Source organism: Nitrosomonas sp. (assembly GCF_024282095.1).
Lineage (GTDB): Bacteria > Pseudomonadota > Gammaproteobacteria > Burkholderiales > Nitrosomonadaceae > Nitrosomonas.
Window position 1 is genome coordinate 35,801 of the sequence record NZ_JAMWZS010000012.1, and the last position, 16,906, is coordinate 52,706.

13 protein-coding genes are annotated in these 16,906 nt (G+C 49.4%); 3 read left to right on the top strand and 10 right to left on the bottom strand.

Annotation, left to right across the window (positions count from 1 at the left end):
* The first annotated feature begins 20 nt into the window (after positions 1-20).
* Positions 21-1,655 (top strand): glucose-6-phosphate isomerase, encoded by a 1,635-nt coding sequence (gene pgi, locus Q0K92_RS05400; RefSeq protein ID WP_297324782.1) that lies wholly within the window; start codon positions 21-23, stop codon positions 1,653-1,655.
* Positions 1,656-1,665: 10 nt separating this feature from the next.
* Entirely contained in the window at positions 1,666-3,141 is a 1,476-nt protein-coding gene (glgA, locus tag Q0K92_RS05405; RefSeq protein WP_297324783.1) for a glycogen synthase GlgA, read from the top strand.
* 193 nt (positions 3,142-3,334) lie between these two features.
* On the opposite strand, the gene Q0K92_RS05410 is transcribed toward glgA, so the two are convergent.
* The 7 genes from Q0K92_RS05410 to Q0K92_RS05440 all read right to left on the bottom strand — a co-directional run bounded on the left by Q0K92_RS05410 (position 3,335) and on the right by Q0K92_RS05440 (position 12,026).
* The gene (locus Q0K92_RS05410) at positions 3,335-4,882 is read right to left on the bottom strand and encodes a galactose oxidase early set domain-containing protein (RefSeq protein WP_297324784.1); all 1,548 of its coding nucleotides are present in this window, start codon (positions 4,880-4,882) and stop codon (positions 3,335-3,337) included.
* Between the two features lie 350 nt (positions 4,883-5,232).
* Positions 5,233-5,385: a hypothetical protein gene (locus Q0K92_RS05415; protein WP_297324785.1), complete on the bottom strand. Its 153-nt coding sequence runs from the start codon at positions 5,383-5,385 to the stop codon at positions 5,233-5,235.
* A 199-nt stretch (positions 5,386-5,584) separates the two neighbouring features.
* A complete protein-coding gene (odhB, locus tag Q0K92_RS05420) occupies positions 5,585-6,847 on the bottom strand; it encodes a 2-oxoglutarate dehydrogenase complex dihydrolipoyllysine-residue succinyltransferase (protein ID WP_297324786.1) in 1,263 nt (420 codons plus the stop codon).
* Between the two features lie 12 nt (positions 6,848-6,859).
* The gene (locus tag Q0K92_RS05425; protein WP_297324787.1) at positions 6,860-9,688 is read right to left on the bottom strand and encodes a 2-oxoglutarate dehydrogenase E1 component; all 2,829 of its coding nucleotides are present in this window, start codon (positions 9,686-9,688) and stop codon (positions 6,860-6,862) included.
* Between the two features lie 30 nt (positions 9,689-9,718).
* Entirely contained in the window at positions 9,719-11,020 is a 1,302-nt protein-coding gene (gltA, locus tag Q0K92_RS05430; protein WP_297324788.1) for a citrate synthase, read from the bottom strand.
* 80 nt (positions 11,021-11,100) lie between these two features.
* Positions 11,101-11,334, bottom strand: coding sequence for a succinate dehydrogenase assembly factor 2 (locus tag Q0K92_RS05435; protein ID WP_297324789.1), 234 nt, complete (start codon positions 11,332-11,334; stop codon positions 11,101-11,103).
* A complete protein-coding gene (locus tag Q0K92_RS05440; protein ID WP_297324790.1) occupies positions 11,331-12,026 on the bottom strand; it encodes a succinate dehydrogenase iron-sulfur subunit in 696 nt (231 codons plus the stop codon). Before Q0K92_RS05440 ends, Q0K92_RS05435 begins: the two co-directional genes overlap by 4 nt.
* A gap of 329 nt (positions 12,027-12,355) precedes the next feature.
* Between Q0K92_RS05440 and Q0K92_RS05445 the strand changes: the two genes are divergently transcribed.
* Complete coding sequence (locus tag Q0K92_RS05445; protein ID WP_297324791.1) at positions 12,356-12,550, top strand: entry exclusion lipoprotein TrbK; 195 nt, start codon at positions 12,356-12,358, stop codon at positions 12,548-12,550.
* 356 nt (positions 12,551-12,906) lie between these two features.
* On the opposite strand, the gene Q0K92_RS05450 is transcribed toward Q0K92_RS05445, so the two are convergent.
* From Q0K92_RS05450 to Q0K92_RS05460, 3 genes are all read right to left on the bottom strand, one after another.
* Complete coding sequence (locus Q0K92_RS05450) at positions 12,907-13,722, bottom strand: DUF2971 domain-containing protein (RefSeq protein ID WP_297324792.1); 816 nt, start codon at positions 13,720-13,722, stop codon at positions 12,907-12,909.
* Positions 13,723-14,026: 304 nt separating this feature from the next.
* The gene (thrC, locus tag Q0K92_RS05455) at positions 14,027-15,445 is read right to left on the bottom strand and encodes a threonine synthase (RefSeq protein ID WP_297324793.1); all 1,419 of its coding nucleotides are present in this window, start codon (positions 15,443-15,445) and stop codon (positions 14,027-14,029) included.
* Positions 15,446-15,572: 127 nt separating this feature from the next.
* Positions 15,573-16,886, bottom strand: coding sequence for a homoserine dehydrogenase (locus tag Q0K92_RS05460; RefSeq protein WP_297324794.1), 1,314 nt, complete (start codon positions 16,884-16,886; stop codon positions 15,573-15,575).
* Positions 16,887-16,906: the final 20 nt, after the last annotated feature.

Sequence of the window (16,906 nt, forward strand, 5' to 3'; positions counted from 1 at the left end):
GGTAATTACTACAAATTAATATGTCATCACTCACTGAATCACCGGCTTGGCTTGCCTTGCAGGCACATCAATCTGTCATGGCGCAGCAGCACTTGCGCGACTTATTCCAAAAAGATCCGCAGCGCTTTGAGAAATTTTCGCTACCTTTCAATGACATTCTGATCGATTTCTCGAAACAGCCAATCAATCATGAGACGATCGACCGGCTACTGGCACTGGCGCATCAGCAGGAACTGCACAACTGGATTACGCGCATGTTCTCCGGAGAGAAAATCAATGCCACTGAGCAGCGCGCCGCACTGCATATTGCGTTACGCAGCGAACACGCCACTTATGTGGATGGTGTAGATGTCATGCCGGAAGTCAGCCGCGTGTTGAAACAGATGGAACGCTTTTCAGTTGCGGTGCAAAGCGGTGCGCGCAAAGGGTATACGGGAAAAATTTTCACTGATATCGTCAATATCGGTATCGGCGGCTCCGATCTGGGGCCGGTGATGGTCACTGAAGCGCTCAAACCTTACGGTCTACCCGCGCTTACGCCGCACTTCGTTTCCAACATTGATGGCGCGCAATTGTTTGAAACATTGCAACATCTTGACCCGGCCACGACTTTATTTATCATCGCTTCAAAAACATTCACCACTCAGGAAACACTGACTAATGCGCATTCCGCACGGCGGTGGTTTCTGTCTCACGGTGGCGGGGAAAAAGATATCGCGCATCATTTTGTCGCTGTTTCCACCAATCGCGCTGCCGTGGAAAAATTCGGCATTGATCCTGACAACATGTTTGAGTTCTGGGATTGGGTGGGTGGACGCTATTCGTTATGGTCAGCAATCGGTCTACCCATCGCTTTGGCCGTCGGCATGGATAATTTTTATGCCCTGCTCGCAGGCGCACGGGACATGGATCAGCATTTCGCCACCGCGCCACTCGAAAAGAACCTGCCGGTCATGCTGGGTCTGATGGGTATCTGGCACATCAATTTTTTCAATACTGCATCGCACGCAGTGCTGCCGTACGATCAATCCATGCACCGTTTCCCCGCCTACCTACAACAGCTGGAAATGGAGAGCAACGGCAAACGTATCAGCCGTGACGGTGAAGCAGTGGATTATGCCACCGGCGCGGTGGTCTGGGGCGAACCCGGAACCAACGGCCAGCACGCTTTCTACCAGTTATTGCATCAAGGAACGCAAACCATCTCAGCGGATTTTCTGGCACCTTGTCAAAGCCATTATCCGGTTGGCGATCATCATCGCATGTTATTGGCCAATTTCTTTGCCCAGACTGAAGCGCTGATGGCCGGCAAGAATGCGCAGGAAGTACGTGCGGAACTAACATCACAAGGCATGAACGCAGCATCTGTGGAGCAACTGTTGCCGCACAAAATTTTCCCCGGGAATCGCCCCACCACTTCCATTCTGTTTAAAAAACTGGACCCCAGGACACTGGGTTCACTCATTGCGCTATACGAGCATAAAGTTTTTGTGCAAAGCGTGATCTGGAATATCAATCCGTTTGATCAATGGGGTGTGGAGCTGGGCAAACAGCTTGCCGGAAAAATCCTGACCGAACTGAAACAGGAGGCTACCGTAACGTCTCATGATCCATCCACCAACGGATTGATCAATTATTTCAAGGCCAATCAGTAAAAATATACCCATGCCATCATCCCAAGGGCTGCGCATTCTATTTATTACCTCTGAAGTATATCCGTTATGCAAAACCGGCGGTCTGGGTGATGTCAGCGCTGCATTGCCTGTTGCGCTACGCACACTGCAAACTGATGTACGGCTCCTGCTACCGGGCTATCCACAGGTTCTGGCAGGGGTTAAATACAAATCCAAAGTGGCCGAGTTCAACGAATTGCCACAATTTCCGCCCACTACCCTGCTGTCGGGGAGATTATCGCTCAGCAAGACTGAGAACATACCGGTCTTTGTGATCGACTGTCCGGGGCTATATCGCCGTGAAGGCGGCCCCTACATGGATACGCTGGGACGCGACTGGCCGGATAATGCACTACGATTTGGTTTGCTATCGAAAATTGGCGCCATTCTGGCCAGTGATGCCAGTCCGATTGCCTGGCGCCCGCACATTGCACATTGCAACGACTGGCAAAGCGGTCTCACCCCCGCCTACCTGCATTTTCATCCAGGAAAAAAAGCCGCGACTGTGATGACGATCCATAACCTTGCATTCCAGGGCATTTTTCCCCCTGGCAGCGTCATTCAGTTGGGATTGCCTCCGGATAGTTTTGATGTCAATGGCGTTGAGTATTATGGCAATCTGTCTTTCCTCAAAGCAGGACTTTATTATGCTGACCACATCACCACAGTCAGCCCTAATTATGCAGAGGAAATTCAAATAGAACCGCTGGGTTTTGGTTTGCAAGGTCTACTGGCCACACGCCGCCGCCATCTCACCGGCATCATTAACGGTATAGCCACCAGCGAATGGGATCCCGCAACCGATCCCCACCTGGTAAAAAACTATACGAGTAAAAAACTATCCGATAAAGCAGCCAATAAAAGCGCGCTACAGCAGCAAATGGGATTAACCGTTGACGCCGATACCCCGTTATTCGGTGTGGTCAGTCGCCTGAATCATCAGAAAGGCACTGATCTGTTGATACAAGTGGCACCGCAACTGGTAAAAATACCCGCTCAACTGATAGTGCTCGGTAGTGATCATGCAGATCTGGAGCACCAGCTTTCAACGCTGGCCCAAACTTACCCCAATGCAATCGCGGTACGTATCGGTTTTAATGAAGCCCTGTCTCACTTGATCGAAGCGGGCGCAGATTGCTTCCTGATGCCTTCGCGATTTGAACCGTGCGGTTTAAATCAAATGTACAGTCAGCGCTATGGCACACCACCCGTAGTACACGCCACCGGTGGCCTGCTCGACACTGTGGTCGATTGTACGCCGACTACACTCGCACAAGGAAACGCCAGCGGTTTCTTATTCCACCCAATGACCGCCGACAACTTGCTCAATACGATAAAGCGTGCAGCACAAGTCTATCACAATAAGAGAAACTGGCAACGTTTGCAGCGGAATGGCATGGCAAAAGATTTCAGCTGGCATGCAAGCGCAATAGCCTATCAGAAAATCTACGGGGCGCTGTTAGCCTGATTGTTTCTCATGCCAAAATTTCAAGTATGCAATCGCCAAATTCTCTTCCTTTTTCAACAACCTGTTAAAGAAAGAAAACTGTGGCGTACTCACTTCACAGCATAGCACCGTCTCGTGCAACGTGTTGCACGAGGCATGCCCATAAACTTCCCTACTCTATCAGCCTTTGTTATTTCATTTCGGAAACAACGACCTAACCAAGGTGCACGACCTTAGCCAATGAAGGCGTTCCTGCCGCATTCCAAACGAAAAGCAGATAAAAACCTGGAGGAGCGTCGTTAACTGATGCTGGCGACCTTACCGTCACACTGTTACCGGTTTGTGAAATTGGCGACAGCTCAAAGAAACGCTGTTCATTATTAAATGCATGTGTAACTGCTCCGGCACGCACCAGCGTGACTCGCGCAATATTCTCAGTCGCTTCGATTGGAAACACCTGATTCCAGCCAATCATGACCGATGGCGCATCAACGATTTCCGGACGAGGTGCAAACTCACCGGTTCCATCCTTCTTAAATAGATAAGGTGGATAGTATACTTCGCCATTCATTTGCCGTAATGGACCAGGAACACCGCCACCTCCGGTAAGTACCGTTCCATCTGCAAGCAACAGTGCAGCTGAGTGATATAGACGCACTGTTGAAGCACTCGCGGTTGTCGTCCATGTGTTAGTCACAGGATTCCACAATTCAGAATCCAGCGCTGCACCCACTAGGTCATTACCCGTCGATGAACCGCCATTAACCCAAACCCGGCCATCGGCAAGCACCGTGGCATTGCCATATTGCCGATCCAGTGACAAACTTCCGCCTGAGGACGATGTGGGTTCACCCGTACCGTTGATATCAACGATGATTGCTGTACGATCCTTGCGAACAAAGAGGATGCGACCGGGAGAGAACATCGCACTGGGCAGAAAATTCTTGCCAGCCAGTATCCTTTTCTTATACAGCGTGAGTGTGCCGGCACCTGCGGTGTCTAGCTTGTACATCAAGCCAATCGGGTTAACAATAAATACACTCCCTTGCGGATTTACCCACGCACGTGGATAGTACCAAGAATTGCCTCCGATCGCTCCATACGCTGCATCACTGGATGCAGCACTCAACGAACGCCAGCTGCCGTTTACGGCACGTACTTCCGGTATAGGCGCATATTCGGCTGCGATTCCTGCAGCGGGTCTTACATCGCGACCACCCAGCGCTAAATGTTCACCATTAGGTAACGTCACTGCGGTTGCATACCAACGACTATAAGCCATGCTGGTCTGGGTTATTAGTGTATCTGTAGTGGGATCGTAAACATTGACATCAGCAGTATGATACCCATAAGTCGAACCCGGCATCGCATAGGTTGTATCTCCACCAATAATAAGCGCTTGACCTGTTTCCGGGATCATCGCCTGACCAGCGCAAAAAATGTTTGTGCTGGTGGTATTCGGTAGTGTCTCAAATGCATTGGCGCTTGTTCCCATTGCAGGATTCCAGACCGCATACTTCAGATTATTTTTCGTTTGAGGTCCAACAGCAAATACCCGACCATCCGGCATTAATGTCATGTGAACAGGTACGATTGGCCACGCGTGCAGAGGGCCGAACTCACCTTTCAGATGCGCTTCCGGTCCGGCTGCCATTACGGAAGTGATACTTCCATAACTGAAGATTAATAACGCCAAGCTAATCGGCACAGCATACATTAAGTGCTTAATCTTTTGCACCAGACCATTATTCTTGAATCTCATAAAGCACCTCTGAATAAACATAAATCACTGATAAATACCATCAACCATCATGACGCACTGCTTATGAAAGCTAGAAAACCGGATGCTGAAAGCAATTATTTTTTAGTTTCCAAGTGACGGCCCTTAAGTATATTTACTTTCTTTTTATTAAGAAATAGGTAAAAAACTTAATTTTATCTATGAAATAGCTTAGTTTTGGCTATAGCGAGTATGGTTTGGGCCTCCTGGATTCATCGGCAAGCAGGCTTATTTGGAACGAAGCTCAATACGCTGAACCCTAAAGCGTTATATTTACTTTCTGTGGTTTTTTGTTTCTCACAGTTGAGAATTTCGTTTGGATGACTGCATCACTATTTTTCAGTCAGCAACATCATTGCGCAAATGAAGGAAACCAGAAGACCTAGCAATACTGGGGCTAATGCCGCTTCATTGCCGGTCACTTCAAAGAATAAATAAAGCGCCACGGAAAGTACGAGAGAAGCAATCATGACAAGTTTTTTCATATCAAAGCACCTTTTTTTGATGAATAAAACACTCCGCTGCAAGCAGCGGGGTATTAACTGCGCGCTTCAATCTGCTGCTTTTCAACCAGCTTCCGGAAAATTGAACCCGTAGAGATTTAAATTGTACGCCCAACTAGCAGGCGTTGAGAAACTATCTGCGTTGTCGCCACGGTGCTAAAATAGGCTCAGCTGCGCCTTTTCATGTTTCCAACAGCGGACTCATCGGATATTCCAGCGCTTCTTTCATTGCCACCAGCGACAACACCGCTTCCCGACCGTCAATGATGCGGTGATCATACGACAACGCCAAATAATTCATCGGACGGATCACGATTTGTCCGTTCTCGACCACCGCCCGTTCTTTGGTGGCGTGGATACCCAGGATAGCGCTTTGTGGCGGATTGATGATCGGCGTCGACAGCATGGAACCGAACACGCCGCCATTGGTAATCGAGAAAGTGCCGCCGCTGAGTTCTTCGATGGTCAGTTTGCCGTCTTGCGCGCGCTTGGCGAAATCGGCGATCTGTAGCTCAATTTCGGCCAGCGTTAGTTTGTCCGCATCGCGGATGACTGGTACCACCAACCCGCGCGGACTGCCGACGGCGATGCCGATGTCATAATATTCGTGATAAACGATCTCATTGCCTTCCACCGACGCATTGACGATCGGATATTTCTTTAACGCAGCGATAACGGCTTTGACAAAGAACGACATGAAGCCCAGCTTGACGCCGTGCTCCTTTTCAAACTCAGTTTTGTAGCGTGTGCGCAGATCAATGATCGCCTGCATATTGACTTCATTAAACGTGGTCAGAATCGCCGCGGTGGATTGTGATTGCACCAGACGTTCAGCAATGCGCTGCCGCAATCGGGACATCGCCACCCTGCGTTCGGTACGCGCTCCTGCTGCTGATGTAGCCGTTGCGACGGATCCAGGTGCAACTTTTGAAGCTGCGCCCGACTTGCTTGCCATATACGTTTGCACGTCTTCTTTGGTAACGCGCCCGCCCAAACCGGTGCCTTTGATGGCAGAAGTTTCCGTGGCTTTCAGGTTATTTTCTTCTGCCAATTTACGCGCGGCGGGCATCAGCATCGGTATCGCCTGATCGATGTCCTCGGCGCTGGCATTTTCAGCGCTGCTGCCGGTAGCGATCACTGCCTGTTTTTCCGCAGCAGATGCCGGTTGATCACCCGGTTTAGCGGTGATGGTAGTACCGGCGGTCGCTTCAGTTTCAATCATGGCAATGACTTCACCGCTGACCACGGTTGCGCCATCCTGTTTTAAAATCTTGGTCAACACGCCGGCATTGGGAGCGGGCAATTCAAGCACCACCTTGTCGGTTTCGATATCGATCAGGTTTTCCGAGCGATTGACGTAGTCGCCTGCTTTTTTGTGCCAGGATACTAACGTAGCCTCGGCTACGGATTCAGATAACACGGGTACTTTGACTTCAACTAGCATGGTGCCCTCTTTCTAAATTTTATCTCTGAATGCTGCCACGATTAATTCATTCTGCGTAAACTTGTGCCGCGCCGTATAACCCACCGCCGGAGAAGCTGCAGATGCCCGCAGTGCATAACCCAGTGCCTGGTCAGATCGCATATGGCGCAACAGATAGTGCTGAATGCGATGCCATGCACCCTGATTGCCGGGTTCTTCCTGACACCAGATCACTTCCTTGGCATTACTGAAACGGTCGATTTCCGTCTGAAATTCCTCATGCGGAAAGGGATACAACTGTTCCAGGCGAATGATCGCCATGTCCATTATTTGATGCTCTTTGCGATAAGCCAGCAATTCGTAATAGATTTTTCCGCTGCAAACAATCATCCGCCTGACGGTTTCCGGATTCAGGTCTTCGACTTCGGAAATCACCGGATAAAAATGCCCGTGCGCCAGATCTTCCAGGCTCGACACCGATTCTTTATGGCGCAACATGCTTTTCGGGCTCATGATGATCAATGGTTTGCGCAACGGGCGGATGACTTGCCGCCGTAGCATGTGAAACATCTGTGCCGGCGTGGAAGGCACGCAGACCTGGATATTGTAATCCGCACATAACTGCAGATAGCGTTCCAACCGCGCGGAAGAGTGCTCTGGCCCCTGCCCTTCATAGCCATGCGGTAACATCATCACCAAACCGCACACACGTCCCCACTTGGCTTCACCGGAGGCGATAAACTGATCGATCACCACCTGCGCACCATTGGCAAAATCACCAAACTGCGCTTCCCAGATCACCAATTCATTAGGTTGTGTAGTGGTATAACCATATTCAAAACCCAACACTGCCTCTTCAGACAGCATCGAATCAATCACGACAAAATCCGGCTGTTCGGGATACAGATGACGGAGCGGAATATAAATCCGCTCATTCTGATCCGCCGCGACCTGATCATGCAACACGGCATGGCGATGAAAGAATGTGCCGCGTCCTGAATCCTGTCCCGACAATCTTACCGGGTAACCTTCCTTCAGCAGGGTTGCGTAGGCCAGATTCTCCGCCATTCCCCAATCCAGAGGCAATTCGCCATTTCCCATCAAACGCCGGTCGGCAATAATTTTTTCAACCCGTTGATGCAACTTGAAGCCCTCGGGAGTTTCCGTCAATCGTATCGCAAGCTGTTTCAGTGTTTGCAGCGCCACGCCGGTTTTAACTTTCTTGTTCCATTTGATCGGCTTGAGAAACGGTTCCCAATTGATGGTATAGGGAGATTTATAGTCGTAGCTAACGCTCTTGTTTGGGTTGACACCTTCATCCATGGCTTCGCGGTAGGTCTGAATCAGATTGTCCGCATCTTCCGGTTTAATAACGCCTTCTGCCACCAGCCTATCGGCATAGCGCTTACGGGTGCCAGGATGTTTGTTGATGATCTGATACATTTTCGGCTGCGTCACCATCGGTTCGTCCTGCTCATTGTGACCCAGGCGACGGAAACACACCATATCGATCACGACATCTTTATGAAAGCGCATACGAAAATCAAACGCCAGCTCAGCCACCATCACCACCGCTTCCGGATCGTCACCATTGACGTGGAAAATGGGCGCCTCGATCATTTTGGCAACATCGGTGCAATACAAGGTCGAACGGCTATCGCGCGGATCGGATGTGGTGAATCCGATTTGATTATTGATGATGATATGCACCGTGCCGCCGGTGCCATAGCCGCGAGTCTGCGACAAATTGAGCGTTTCCATGACCACACCCTGTCCGGCGAAAGCGGCATCACCGTGAATCAGTACCGGCAACACCCGGTCGCCAAGTTTGTCGTTCAATAAATGCTGGCGCGCGCGCACCGAGCCTTCGACCACCGGATTGACAATTTCCAGATGCGAAGGATTAAACGCCAGTGCCAATCGCACGATGCCTTCGGCTGTGTTGATTGCGGATGAGAAACCTTGGTGATACTTGACATCACCTGACGGCAGATCCTGCGGCTGCTCTCCTTCAAACTCACGAAACAGATCGGCGGGCATTTTTCCCAGCGTATTGACCAGAACATTCAGTCTGGCACGATGCGCCATGCCCATCACAATCTGCTGAACACCGGCTTTTCCGGCTCGATGGATCAGGCAATCCAGCAATGGAATGAGGCTCTCGTTGCCTTCTCCGGAAAAACGTTTCTGTCCGACATAACGGGTATGCAGATACTTTTCCAGTCCCTCCGCCGCATTGAGCCGCTCAAGAATATGACGTTTATAGTCATCCGAGTAATTCGGATTGGAGCGTTGACCTTCCAAGCGCGCTTGTATCCAGCGCTTCTGCTCCACCAAAGAAATGTACATATACTCGGCACCGATGGAACCGCAGTAAGTTTCTCGCAGAATCTGCAAAATCTCACGCAGGGTGGCATGCTCAGGCCCAACCAGTGAACCGGTATTAAATACCTTATCCATATCCGCTTCGGAAAATCCGAAATGCGCAGGATCCAGCTCGGGCACATCCGCTTGTTGCTTGAGTCCGAGGGGATCCAGTTTAGCCTGGCCCAGGCCAAGATAGCGGTACATATTGATGAGCTGCAGGACTGCGACTTGCTTCCGGTCATCGGAATCGGCAACTATCGCATCCGGCAGCGCGGTCTGACTTTCCGTACCGGAAGATTGTGGAGCCGCAGTCACAGCAGCGCTGCTTAGCGGGTGTTTATTTGCGGTATCCGGCTGCTTGGTCAGCTTATCAAAATATTCACGCCAGGCTAATGCAACAGAGTTGGGGTTATGCAGATATTCTTCATAAACCGCTTCAATAAACGCGGCATTTGCGCCGGATAACAGGGAATCATCAAACAACGGCTTGTTCATACGATAGGCAGCCCTTAATATCAAAGAATGCTATTTTCTTGAATACGAACTGGGGATATCCCGCATCGTGGTACCGGTATACAATTGGCGCGGCCGCCCGATTTTATACGCCGGATCGGAAACCATTTCGCTCCATTGCGCCACCCATCCTACTGTTCTCGCCATGGCAAAAATTGCGGTAAACATGCTGGTGGGTATCCCCAATGCACGTTGTACGATACCGGAATAAAAATCGACATTCGGATAGAGTTTCCGGGAAATGAAATAATCGTCTTCCAAGGCGATCTTTTCAAGCTGTAGCGCCAGCTTAAACAAACGATCATTGTGCAATCCCAATTCATTTAAAACCTCATGACAGGTTTCGCGCATCAGTTTTGCCCGGGGATCAAAATTCTTATAGACCCGGTGACCAAAACCCATTAACCGATAATTATCATTTTTATCTTTGGCGCGTTTAATGAACTCATCGATACGGGAAACATCGCCGATTTCTTCCAGCATTTTCAAGCAAGCCTCATTGGCGCCACCGTGCGCAGGTCCCCATAGACATGAAATTCCCGATGAAACGCAAGCGAATGGATTCGCACCGCTGGAGCCAACCAGGCGCACCGTTGACGTAGAAGCGTTTTGTTCATGATCGGCATGTAAAATCAGAATCCGGTCCAACGCGCGGACAATCACCGGATTTGCTTGGTATTCTTCAGTCGGTACCGCAAACATCATGTGCAGAAAATTTTCCGCATAGCCTAATCGATTCTGCGGATAGATAAAGGGTTGGCCGATATTGTATTTATACGCCATCGCAGCAATCGTCGGCAGTTTTGCGATGAGCCGGAACGCGGATTGCTCCCGGTACCCCGGATCAGAAATATCCAACGCTTCATGATAAAACGCCGATAACGCACCGACCACACCCACCATGACCGCCATCGGATGCGCATCACGCCTGAATCCACTATAAAACCTGACCAGTTGTTCATGCAGCATCGAGTGATTTTTGATGGCGCGGTCAAACTCGGATTTCTGCGCTGTATCGGGCAATTCACCTTTCATCAACAGATGGCAGACATCGATAAAATCGCAGTGCGTTGCAAGCTGCTCGATGGGATAGCCACGATATAGCAAAATTCCTTTGTCGCCATCAATGAATGTGATGTTGGAGCTGTTGCTGGCTGTCGATAGATAGCCCGGATCATAAGTAAATACGCCACTTTTTGCATGCAGTGCACGAATATCGACTACATCGGGTCCCATCGTCCCAGATAAAATGGGCAGTTCGATGGGCGCGCTGCCATCATTGAGATTTAAAGTTGCCATGCCTTTTTGTGCCATATTACTTCTCCACTTGTTGCGTACGATTGACTAGTATGCACGATTAGAAAGTTTCAGAACCGCAGAATACCCTCTAAAATCTAACTCTTTTGTAGCAATTCCACGATCTGTTGCAGTTTATCATCCGTCGTGACCTGCCGTGCCGTGATCAAGTCCCACAGATCATTGTCCGGGAGGGACAGCAATCGTTCAAATTGTTCCAGCTCGTGCTGATCCAACTGCCTGTAATACTGATCCATAAAACGTTGCAAAACGATATCCAACTCAAGTAGACCGCGCCGACAGCGCCAGCGTGCGCGCTCGAATTCCTTCATACCATTCTTTTCACCATCATGTCTTTGATTTTGCCGATTGCCTGGGTAGGATTCAAGCCTTTAGGACACGCATCAACACAATTCATAATGGAATGGCAGCGAAACAATCGGTAAGGATCCTCCAGATTATCCAGTCTTTCAGCAGTCGCCTGATCGCGGCTATCCGCAAGAAAGCGATAAGCTTGTAATAACCCCGCAGGACCCACAAACTTATCCGGATTCCACCAGAATGAAGGACAGGATGTCGTGCAGCAAGCGCATAAGATACATTCGTAAACGCCATCCAGCGCAGCCCGTTCCTCCGGCGATTGCAACCGTTCTGTTTCCGGCGGCGGATCATTATTGATCAGATAAGGTTTAATGGAGTGATATTGCTGGAAGAATTGCGTCATATCGACAATCAGGTCGCGAATCACTGGCAATCCCGGCAGTGGACGTATTTCTACCGGTTCCTTCAAACTACTGATCGGCGTAATACACGCCAACCCATTACGCCCATTGATATTCATCGCATCCGAACCACATACGCCTTCACGGCACGAACGGCGCAGACTCAGGCTGTCGTCGACCGATTTAATACGCAACAATGCATCCAGCAGCATCTTATCGGTCGCCGCCAACTGCACATCGTAATCGCGCATGTAAGGTTGTTCATCTTTATCGGGATCATAGCGGTAAATAGAAAATTTCATTACTGGCTCCGGACGATTTGAATACTGCCTATAGTCGATAAAAATAACTCAGGATATTGTGAAGTATACAGATTTGAAGCCAGATTAGCATAGTTTGACTTGTCTTTCTAACCCAACCAGCCAAATTGCTCGTGGCGCTTGGCAAGCGGGCTTTAGCAGGCGTTGAAAAACATTTTCGAGGCAACCGATACCAGGCAAAAATACAAAGACCGTGAGGATTCAGGTAGAATTGGAACGTTAGGTTCGTGTGGCCGGACCAGCGCCAACTGATTGAGAAATCGGACATAGCCATCAAGCCATAGTCAATATTTTATAAAGGAAAATTTTAGATGAATTTTAAATATAGCGTCGTTTGTGTGATTGGCCTTAGTATCGCTCTGATCGGTTGCGGCGGAGTTCCCGAAGCGGATTCGGTGAATTGTTCGGGGAGAGGATTGGAGTCATCACTGGCGACTTTCAGGAACGACGAAGTTGCACGGCAAGCATTTGTCGATAAATGCGATGCTTTGAAAAAAGGGAATTAAAGCGCGCGTATAGGAATTCGGCAAACCCCAGGATGGTTTCCAGAACGTGAAAAGCCTGGGGTTGATGTCACTAACGAGCGATGAGTCCGGCTTCTGCAGACTTGAGTGTCAGACCATGCGTTTGACATGAGCAGATTGAAAAGAAGGAAAGAGCATGTCACATGTAAATCCCGGCACCAGGACTGCACAGTTTTAAAACCAGATTAGCCAGGTTTGGTTTGTCTTTTTAACCAAACAAGTTAGCAGGACGTCTCGTAATTGCCCGAATCTCTTGAGCAATCACTTCTGTCTTATTTCAAATTAATTCCTGAATAGCGTGTACTGCGTTATATGGAATTATTTAAATCCCATCATAATCAAACCCTAAAGCAACAAGCGGAAAAAGATCGCACGCCATTGACCGGGTAAGTTTTCCCGGAAATGATTCGAAAGGACGATAAATCTAACAGGGTATCCTGAACTGAAAGCGTATCCGCTGCCAGTAATTCGCTCGCAATATCCATAGGACTCAAATCACACCGGATGCCGCGGATCAATCCGATTAACTTCAACGGATCCAGACCAAAAGATTCCAAGCTTAATGATTCAAAGTAAACCTTTTTCCCTTTTGAGTCGATTTGACAAAAGTGATCGTTCAGGCGGCAGGTCATTCGTATCTCATTTTCATACTGCCAGCTGGAAAATTTGGTCGAAATGAGTTTACTTAAATCGGATTCGGTAAAACCGCCACGCTGAATGGCGGCATCGACATCCAAGCACAAGCGCGCAGGCTGGTAATCAATAGAGATCGCTTGGTCATCGGGAATTTCAAACACCAAGGCAACACCGCGATGACCATCGGCATAGTGACTCCACAGCACCGGATCATGATATTGTTCCGAAAAACAAATGACACCATAATGCTCGTTCACGTGATTCTTGAATGTTTCCAGCTTAGCTTGGGTATCACTATCGGAAAAATCTGCCGCACAAAACTCAAACGGATCACTCAGCTCATTGATGCGTGAGATTTTCAAACGGCGGTCACGCAATGCTTTGAGTGCAAATTCAGAAGAGATAAAGTGGTATACGATCATCAATGAATCATTTGTGGTAGTTGTTTCATGCTTCCCGGATGGCGCTGGCTTATCCGGGCTACTTGCTGAGTTATCCAATATTGATGGGATAATCAAGAGCCATCCTGACAATTGGCGCAACGGTTTCTTTTGTAATGTTTCGTTCCTTGCAAAAACTCGAGCCCAGCCAAACAGAAAGAAGCTTTGCTCCCTTACTTGCATTACAAGACATGCAGCATCTCGCAATGTTTGTGCGAGTAATTATTCTTGCATCGTTTACAATATGCTCCCACGATGGTTTCGATTTCCGCGTTTGATTCGTCGTGATAAATTCAACTCCACAATACACGCAATGAGTGTCTCTTTCGATTACCTCACGTTCTAGCCAATCTGGAATATTCCAACGATTCATCAGATATTTCTACGCAGATACCTCACATTGCTCATCAATATAATCCTTGATTGCCTGCACATCCGCATCCTTGACCACAAAGCGTTGCGGCAGATCTTCAAGATTCTCGAAACCAGCCGGACGTTCGGGTTCTTGACCAATCGCCTCTTGGATACTTTCAGCAAATTTGACGGGTAATGCGGTTTCCAGGCAAATCAGCGGCACGCCTGCTTCGTGGTGCGCCTGACCGACTTTCAAGCCATCCGCAGTGTGCGTATCAACCAGCACATGATAGCGCTGGTAGATGTCGCGAATCGTCGCAATGCGGCTCGCATGGTTGCTGCTGCCGGAGACAAAGCCGTAGTCCTTAATTTTGGCAAATAGCGGTGTGGTCGATAAATCAAAGGCATTGCCTTGATCCACCGCTGACCATAATTCGGCAACTTGCTTGGCGTTCCGGCCGGTCAGGTCGAAAATGAAGCGCTCGAAGTTGGATGCTTTGGAAATATCCATCGACGGGCTGCTGGTGTGCCGGGTTTCCGTGGTGGTGCGTGGGCGGTATACGCCGGTGCTGAAAAATTCGTCCAGCACGTCATTTTCATTGGTCGCCAGAATCAAATGTTTGATCGGCAATCCCATCATGCGTGCCACATGGCCGGCGCAGATGTTGCCAAAATTACCGGATGGCACAGCAAAAGACACTTGCTCATCGTTGCTTTTGGTTGCCGCAAAATAGCCTTTGAAGTAATACACCACCTGCGCGACAATGCGCGCCCAGTTGATCGAATTGACCGTGCCGATGCGATGCGCTTGTTTGAAGACGTGATCATTACTGACTGCCTTGACGATATCCTGGCAATCGTCGAACACGCCGCGAATGGCGATGTTGAAAATGTTTTTGTCTTGCAACGAAAACATTTGCGCAGTCTGAAAGCGGCTCATTTTTCCCAGCGGCGACAGCATAAAAACACGGATACCGTGCTTGCCGCGCATGGCGTATTCCGCGCTGGAGCCGGTATCGCCCGATGTCGCGCCGAGAATGTTCAACTCATCGCCGGTTTTCGTCAATTGGTATTGAAACAAATTGCCCAGCAATTGCATGGCGATGTCCTTGAACGCCAAGGTCGGTCCATTCGATAATCCCAGAATATGCAAACCCGGCTCCAAAGTTTTAAGCGGCGTGATATCCGCGCTGCCAAACACTTCGGCGGTATACGTCTGATGGATCAAATGGCGCAAATCATTGGCGGGAATATCGTCGACAAAGCGCGACAGAATCTCGAACGCCAGCGCCGGGTAACTCAAGCCGCGCCACGCATTCAATTCCGCTGCTGTGATTTGAGGATACGCTTCGGGTATCGCCAATCCACCATCAGGCGACAGGCCACTTAACAGGATTTCAGAAAACGGTTTGGGCGGCATTCCACCGCGGGTTGAAATATAACGCATGCTTATTTTTAATGGATTGAGTTTGAATAAAGGCTATTGCATCACACAATAGCGTTAAAAAACAGCAGCAATACCTGAAAAATGGATGCAATACTTCATCACTGCACCCATTCCGATGATTCAATGCCTATTTATTTAATTCTTCGATGCGGATACGAATGACTTTATTCGTCACCACCGGCAGAGATTCAATACGGGCGATGGCCGCGTTGATATTTTTCTCCACCGTCAAGTGCGTCAACATAATGACACTGACGCGGTCGGAATCACTGCCAGGTTCCTTTTGAATCAGGGCGCTAATGGAAATATCATTATCCGCCACGATACGGGTGATTTCCGCCATCACGCCGGGTTTATCGATCACCTGCATGCGCAGGTAATACGAGGTTTCGACGTCTTCCATCGAAATCACCGGCGTATCCGACAACAAATCCGGCTGGAATGACAATGTTGGAACACGATGCATCGGATCAGCGGTTTGCATGCGCGTCACATCCACCAGATCGGCAATCACTGAACTCGCCGTCGGTTCAGCACCAGCACCAGCGCCATAGTAAAGCGTTGCGCCCACGGCATCGCCTCTGACGACCACAGCATTCATCACGCCTTCGACGTTGGCGATCAAACGCCGTATTGGAATGAGCGTTGGATGCACGCGCAATTCGATGCCTTTTTCCACACGTTTGGTAATCCCCAGCAGTTTGATGCGATACCCCAATTCCTCCGCATAGCGAATGTCTTCGCCGGTCAGTTTGGTAATGCCTTCGGTATATACTTTGCTGAATTGCACCGGTATGCCAAATGCAATCGCCGACATCAAGGTAATTTTATGCGCCGCATCAATGCCTTCAATATCGTAGGTCGGATCAGCCTCGGCATAGCCCAGTTTTTGCGCCTGTTGCAAGACTTCCGCAAACGACAAGCCTTTTTCGCGCATTTCGGACAAAATGAAATTTGCCGTGCCATTGATGATGCCGGCAATCCAGGTGATGCGATTGGCGGTCAAGCCTTCACGCAGGGCTTTGATAATGGGAATACCGCCCGCCACCGCCGCTTCAAACGCCACGATCACGCCCTTGGCGCGCGCCACTGCGAATATCTCAGTGCCATGATTCGCCAGCAGGGCCTTATTGGCGGTCACCACATGTTTACCGTGCGCAATCGCTTCCAGTATCAAATCCTTGGCAATCGTTTGTCCGCCAATCAACTCAACGACGATATCGATGGCGGGGTGGGTCGTAATCTCATGCGCATTGTCCGTCACCACCACGCCTGGATCCGCCAATTGGCGCGCTTTATCGAGATCCTTATCAGCGATCATTGTGACGACGATTTCGCGGCCCGCGCGACGGGCGATTTCTTCACGATTGCGTTTGAGAACGGTGTACGTACCACCACCGACAGTACCAATTCCTAGTAAACCGACATTTATGGGTTTCATAACATTAAAATATAAAAACT

Coding starts and splice junctions, on each gene's coding strand:
- pgi (WP_297324782.1), top strand. CDS start 21: ATGTCATCACTCACTGAATCACCGGCTTGGCTTGCCTTGCAGGCACAT.
- glgA (WP_297324783.1), top strand. CDS start 1,666: ATGCCATCATCCCAAGGGCTGCGCATTCTATTTATTACCTCTGAAGTA.
- Q0K92_RS05410 (WP_297324784.1), bottom strand. CDS start 4,882: ATGAGATTCAAGAATAATGGTCTGGTGCAAAAGATTAAGCACTTAATG.
- Q0K92_RS05415 (WP_297324785.1), bottom strand. CDS start 5,385: ATGAAAAAACTTGTCATGATTGCTTCTCTCGTACTTTCCGTGGCGCTT.
- odhB (WP_297324786.1), bottom strand. CDS start 6,847: ATGCTAGTTGAAGTCAAAGTACCCGTGTTATCTGAATCCGTAGCCGAG.
- Q0K92_RS05425 (WP_297324787.1), bottom strand. CDS start 9,688: ATGAACAAGCCGTTGTTTGATGATTCCCTGTTATCCGGCGCAAATGCC.
- gltA (WP_297324788.1), bottom strand. CDS start 11,020: ATGGCACAAAAAGGCATGGCAACTTTAAATCTCAATGATGGCAGCGCG.
- Q0K92_RS05435 (WP_297324789.1), bottom strand. CDS start 11,334: ATGAAGGAATTCGAGCGCGCACGCTGGCGCTGTCGGCGCGGTCTACTT.
- Q0K92_RS05440 (WP_297324790.1), bottom strand. CDS start 12,026: ATGAAATTTTCTATTTACCGCTATGATCCCGATAAAGATGAACAACCT.
- Q0K92_RS05445 (WP_297324791.1), top strand. CDS start 12,356: ATGAATTTTAAATATAGCGTCGTTTGTGTGATTGGCCTTAGTATCGCT.
- thrC (WP_297324793.1), bottom strand. CDS start 15,445: ATGCGTTATATTTCAACCCGCGGTGGAATGCCGCCCAAACCGTTTTCT.
- Q0K92_RS05460 (WP_297324794.1), bottom strand. CDS start 16,886: ATGAAACCCATAAATGTCGGTTTACTAGGAATTGGTACTGTCGGTGGT.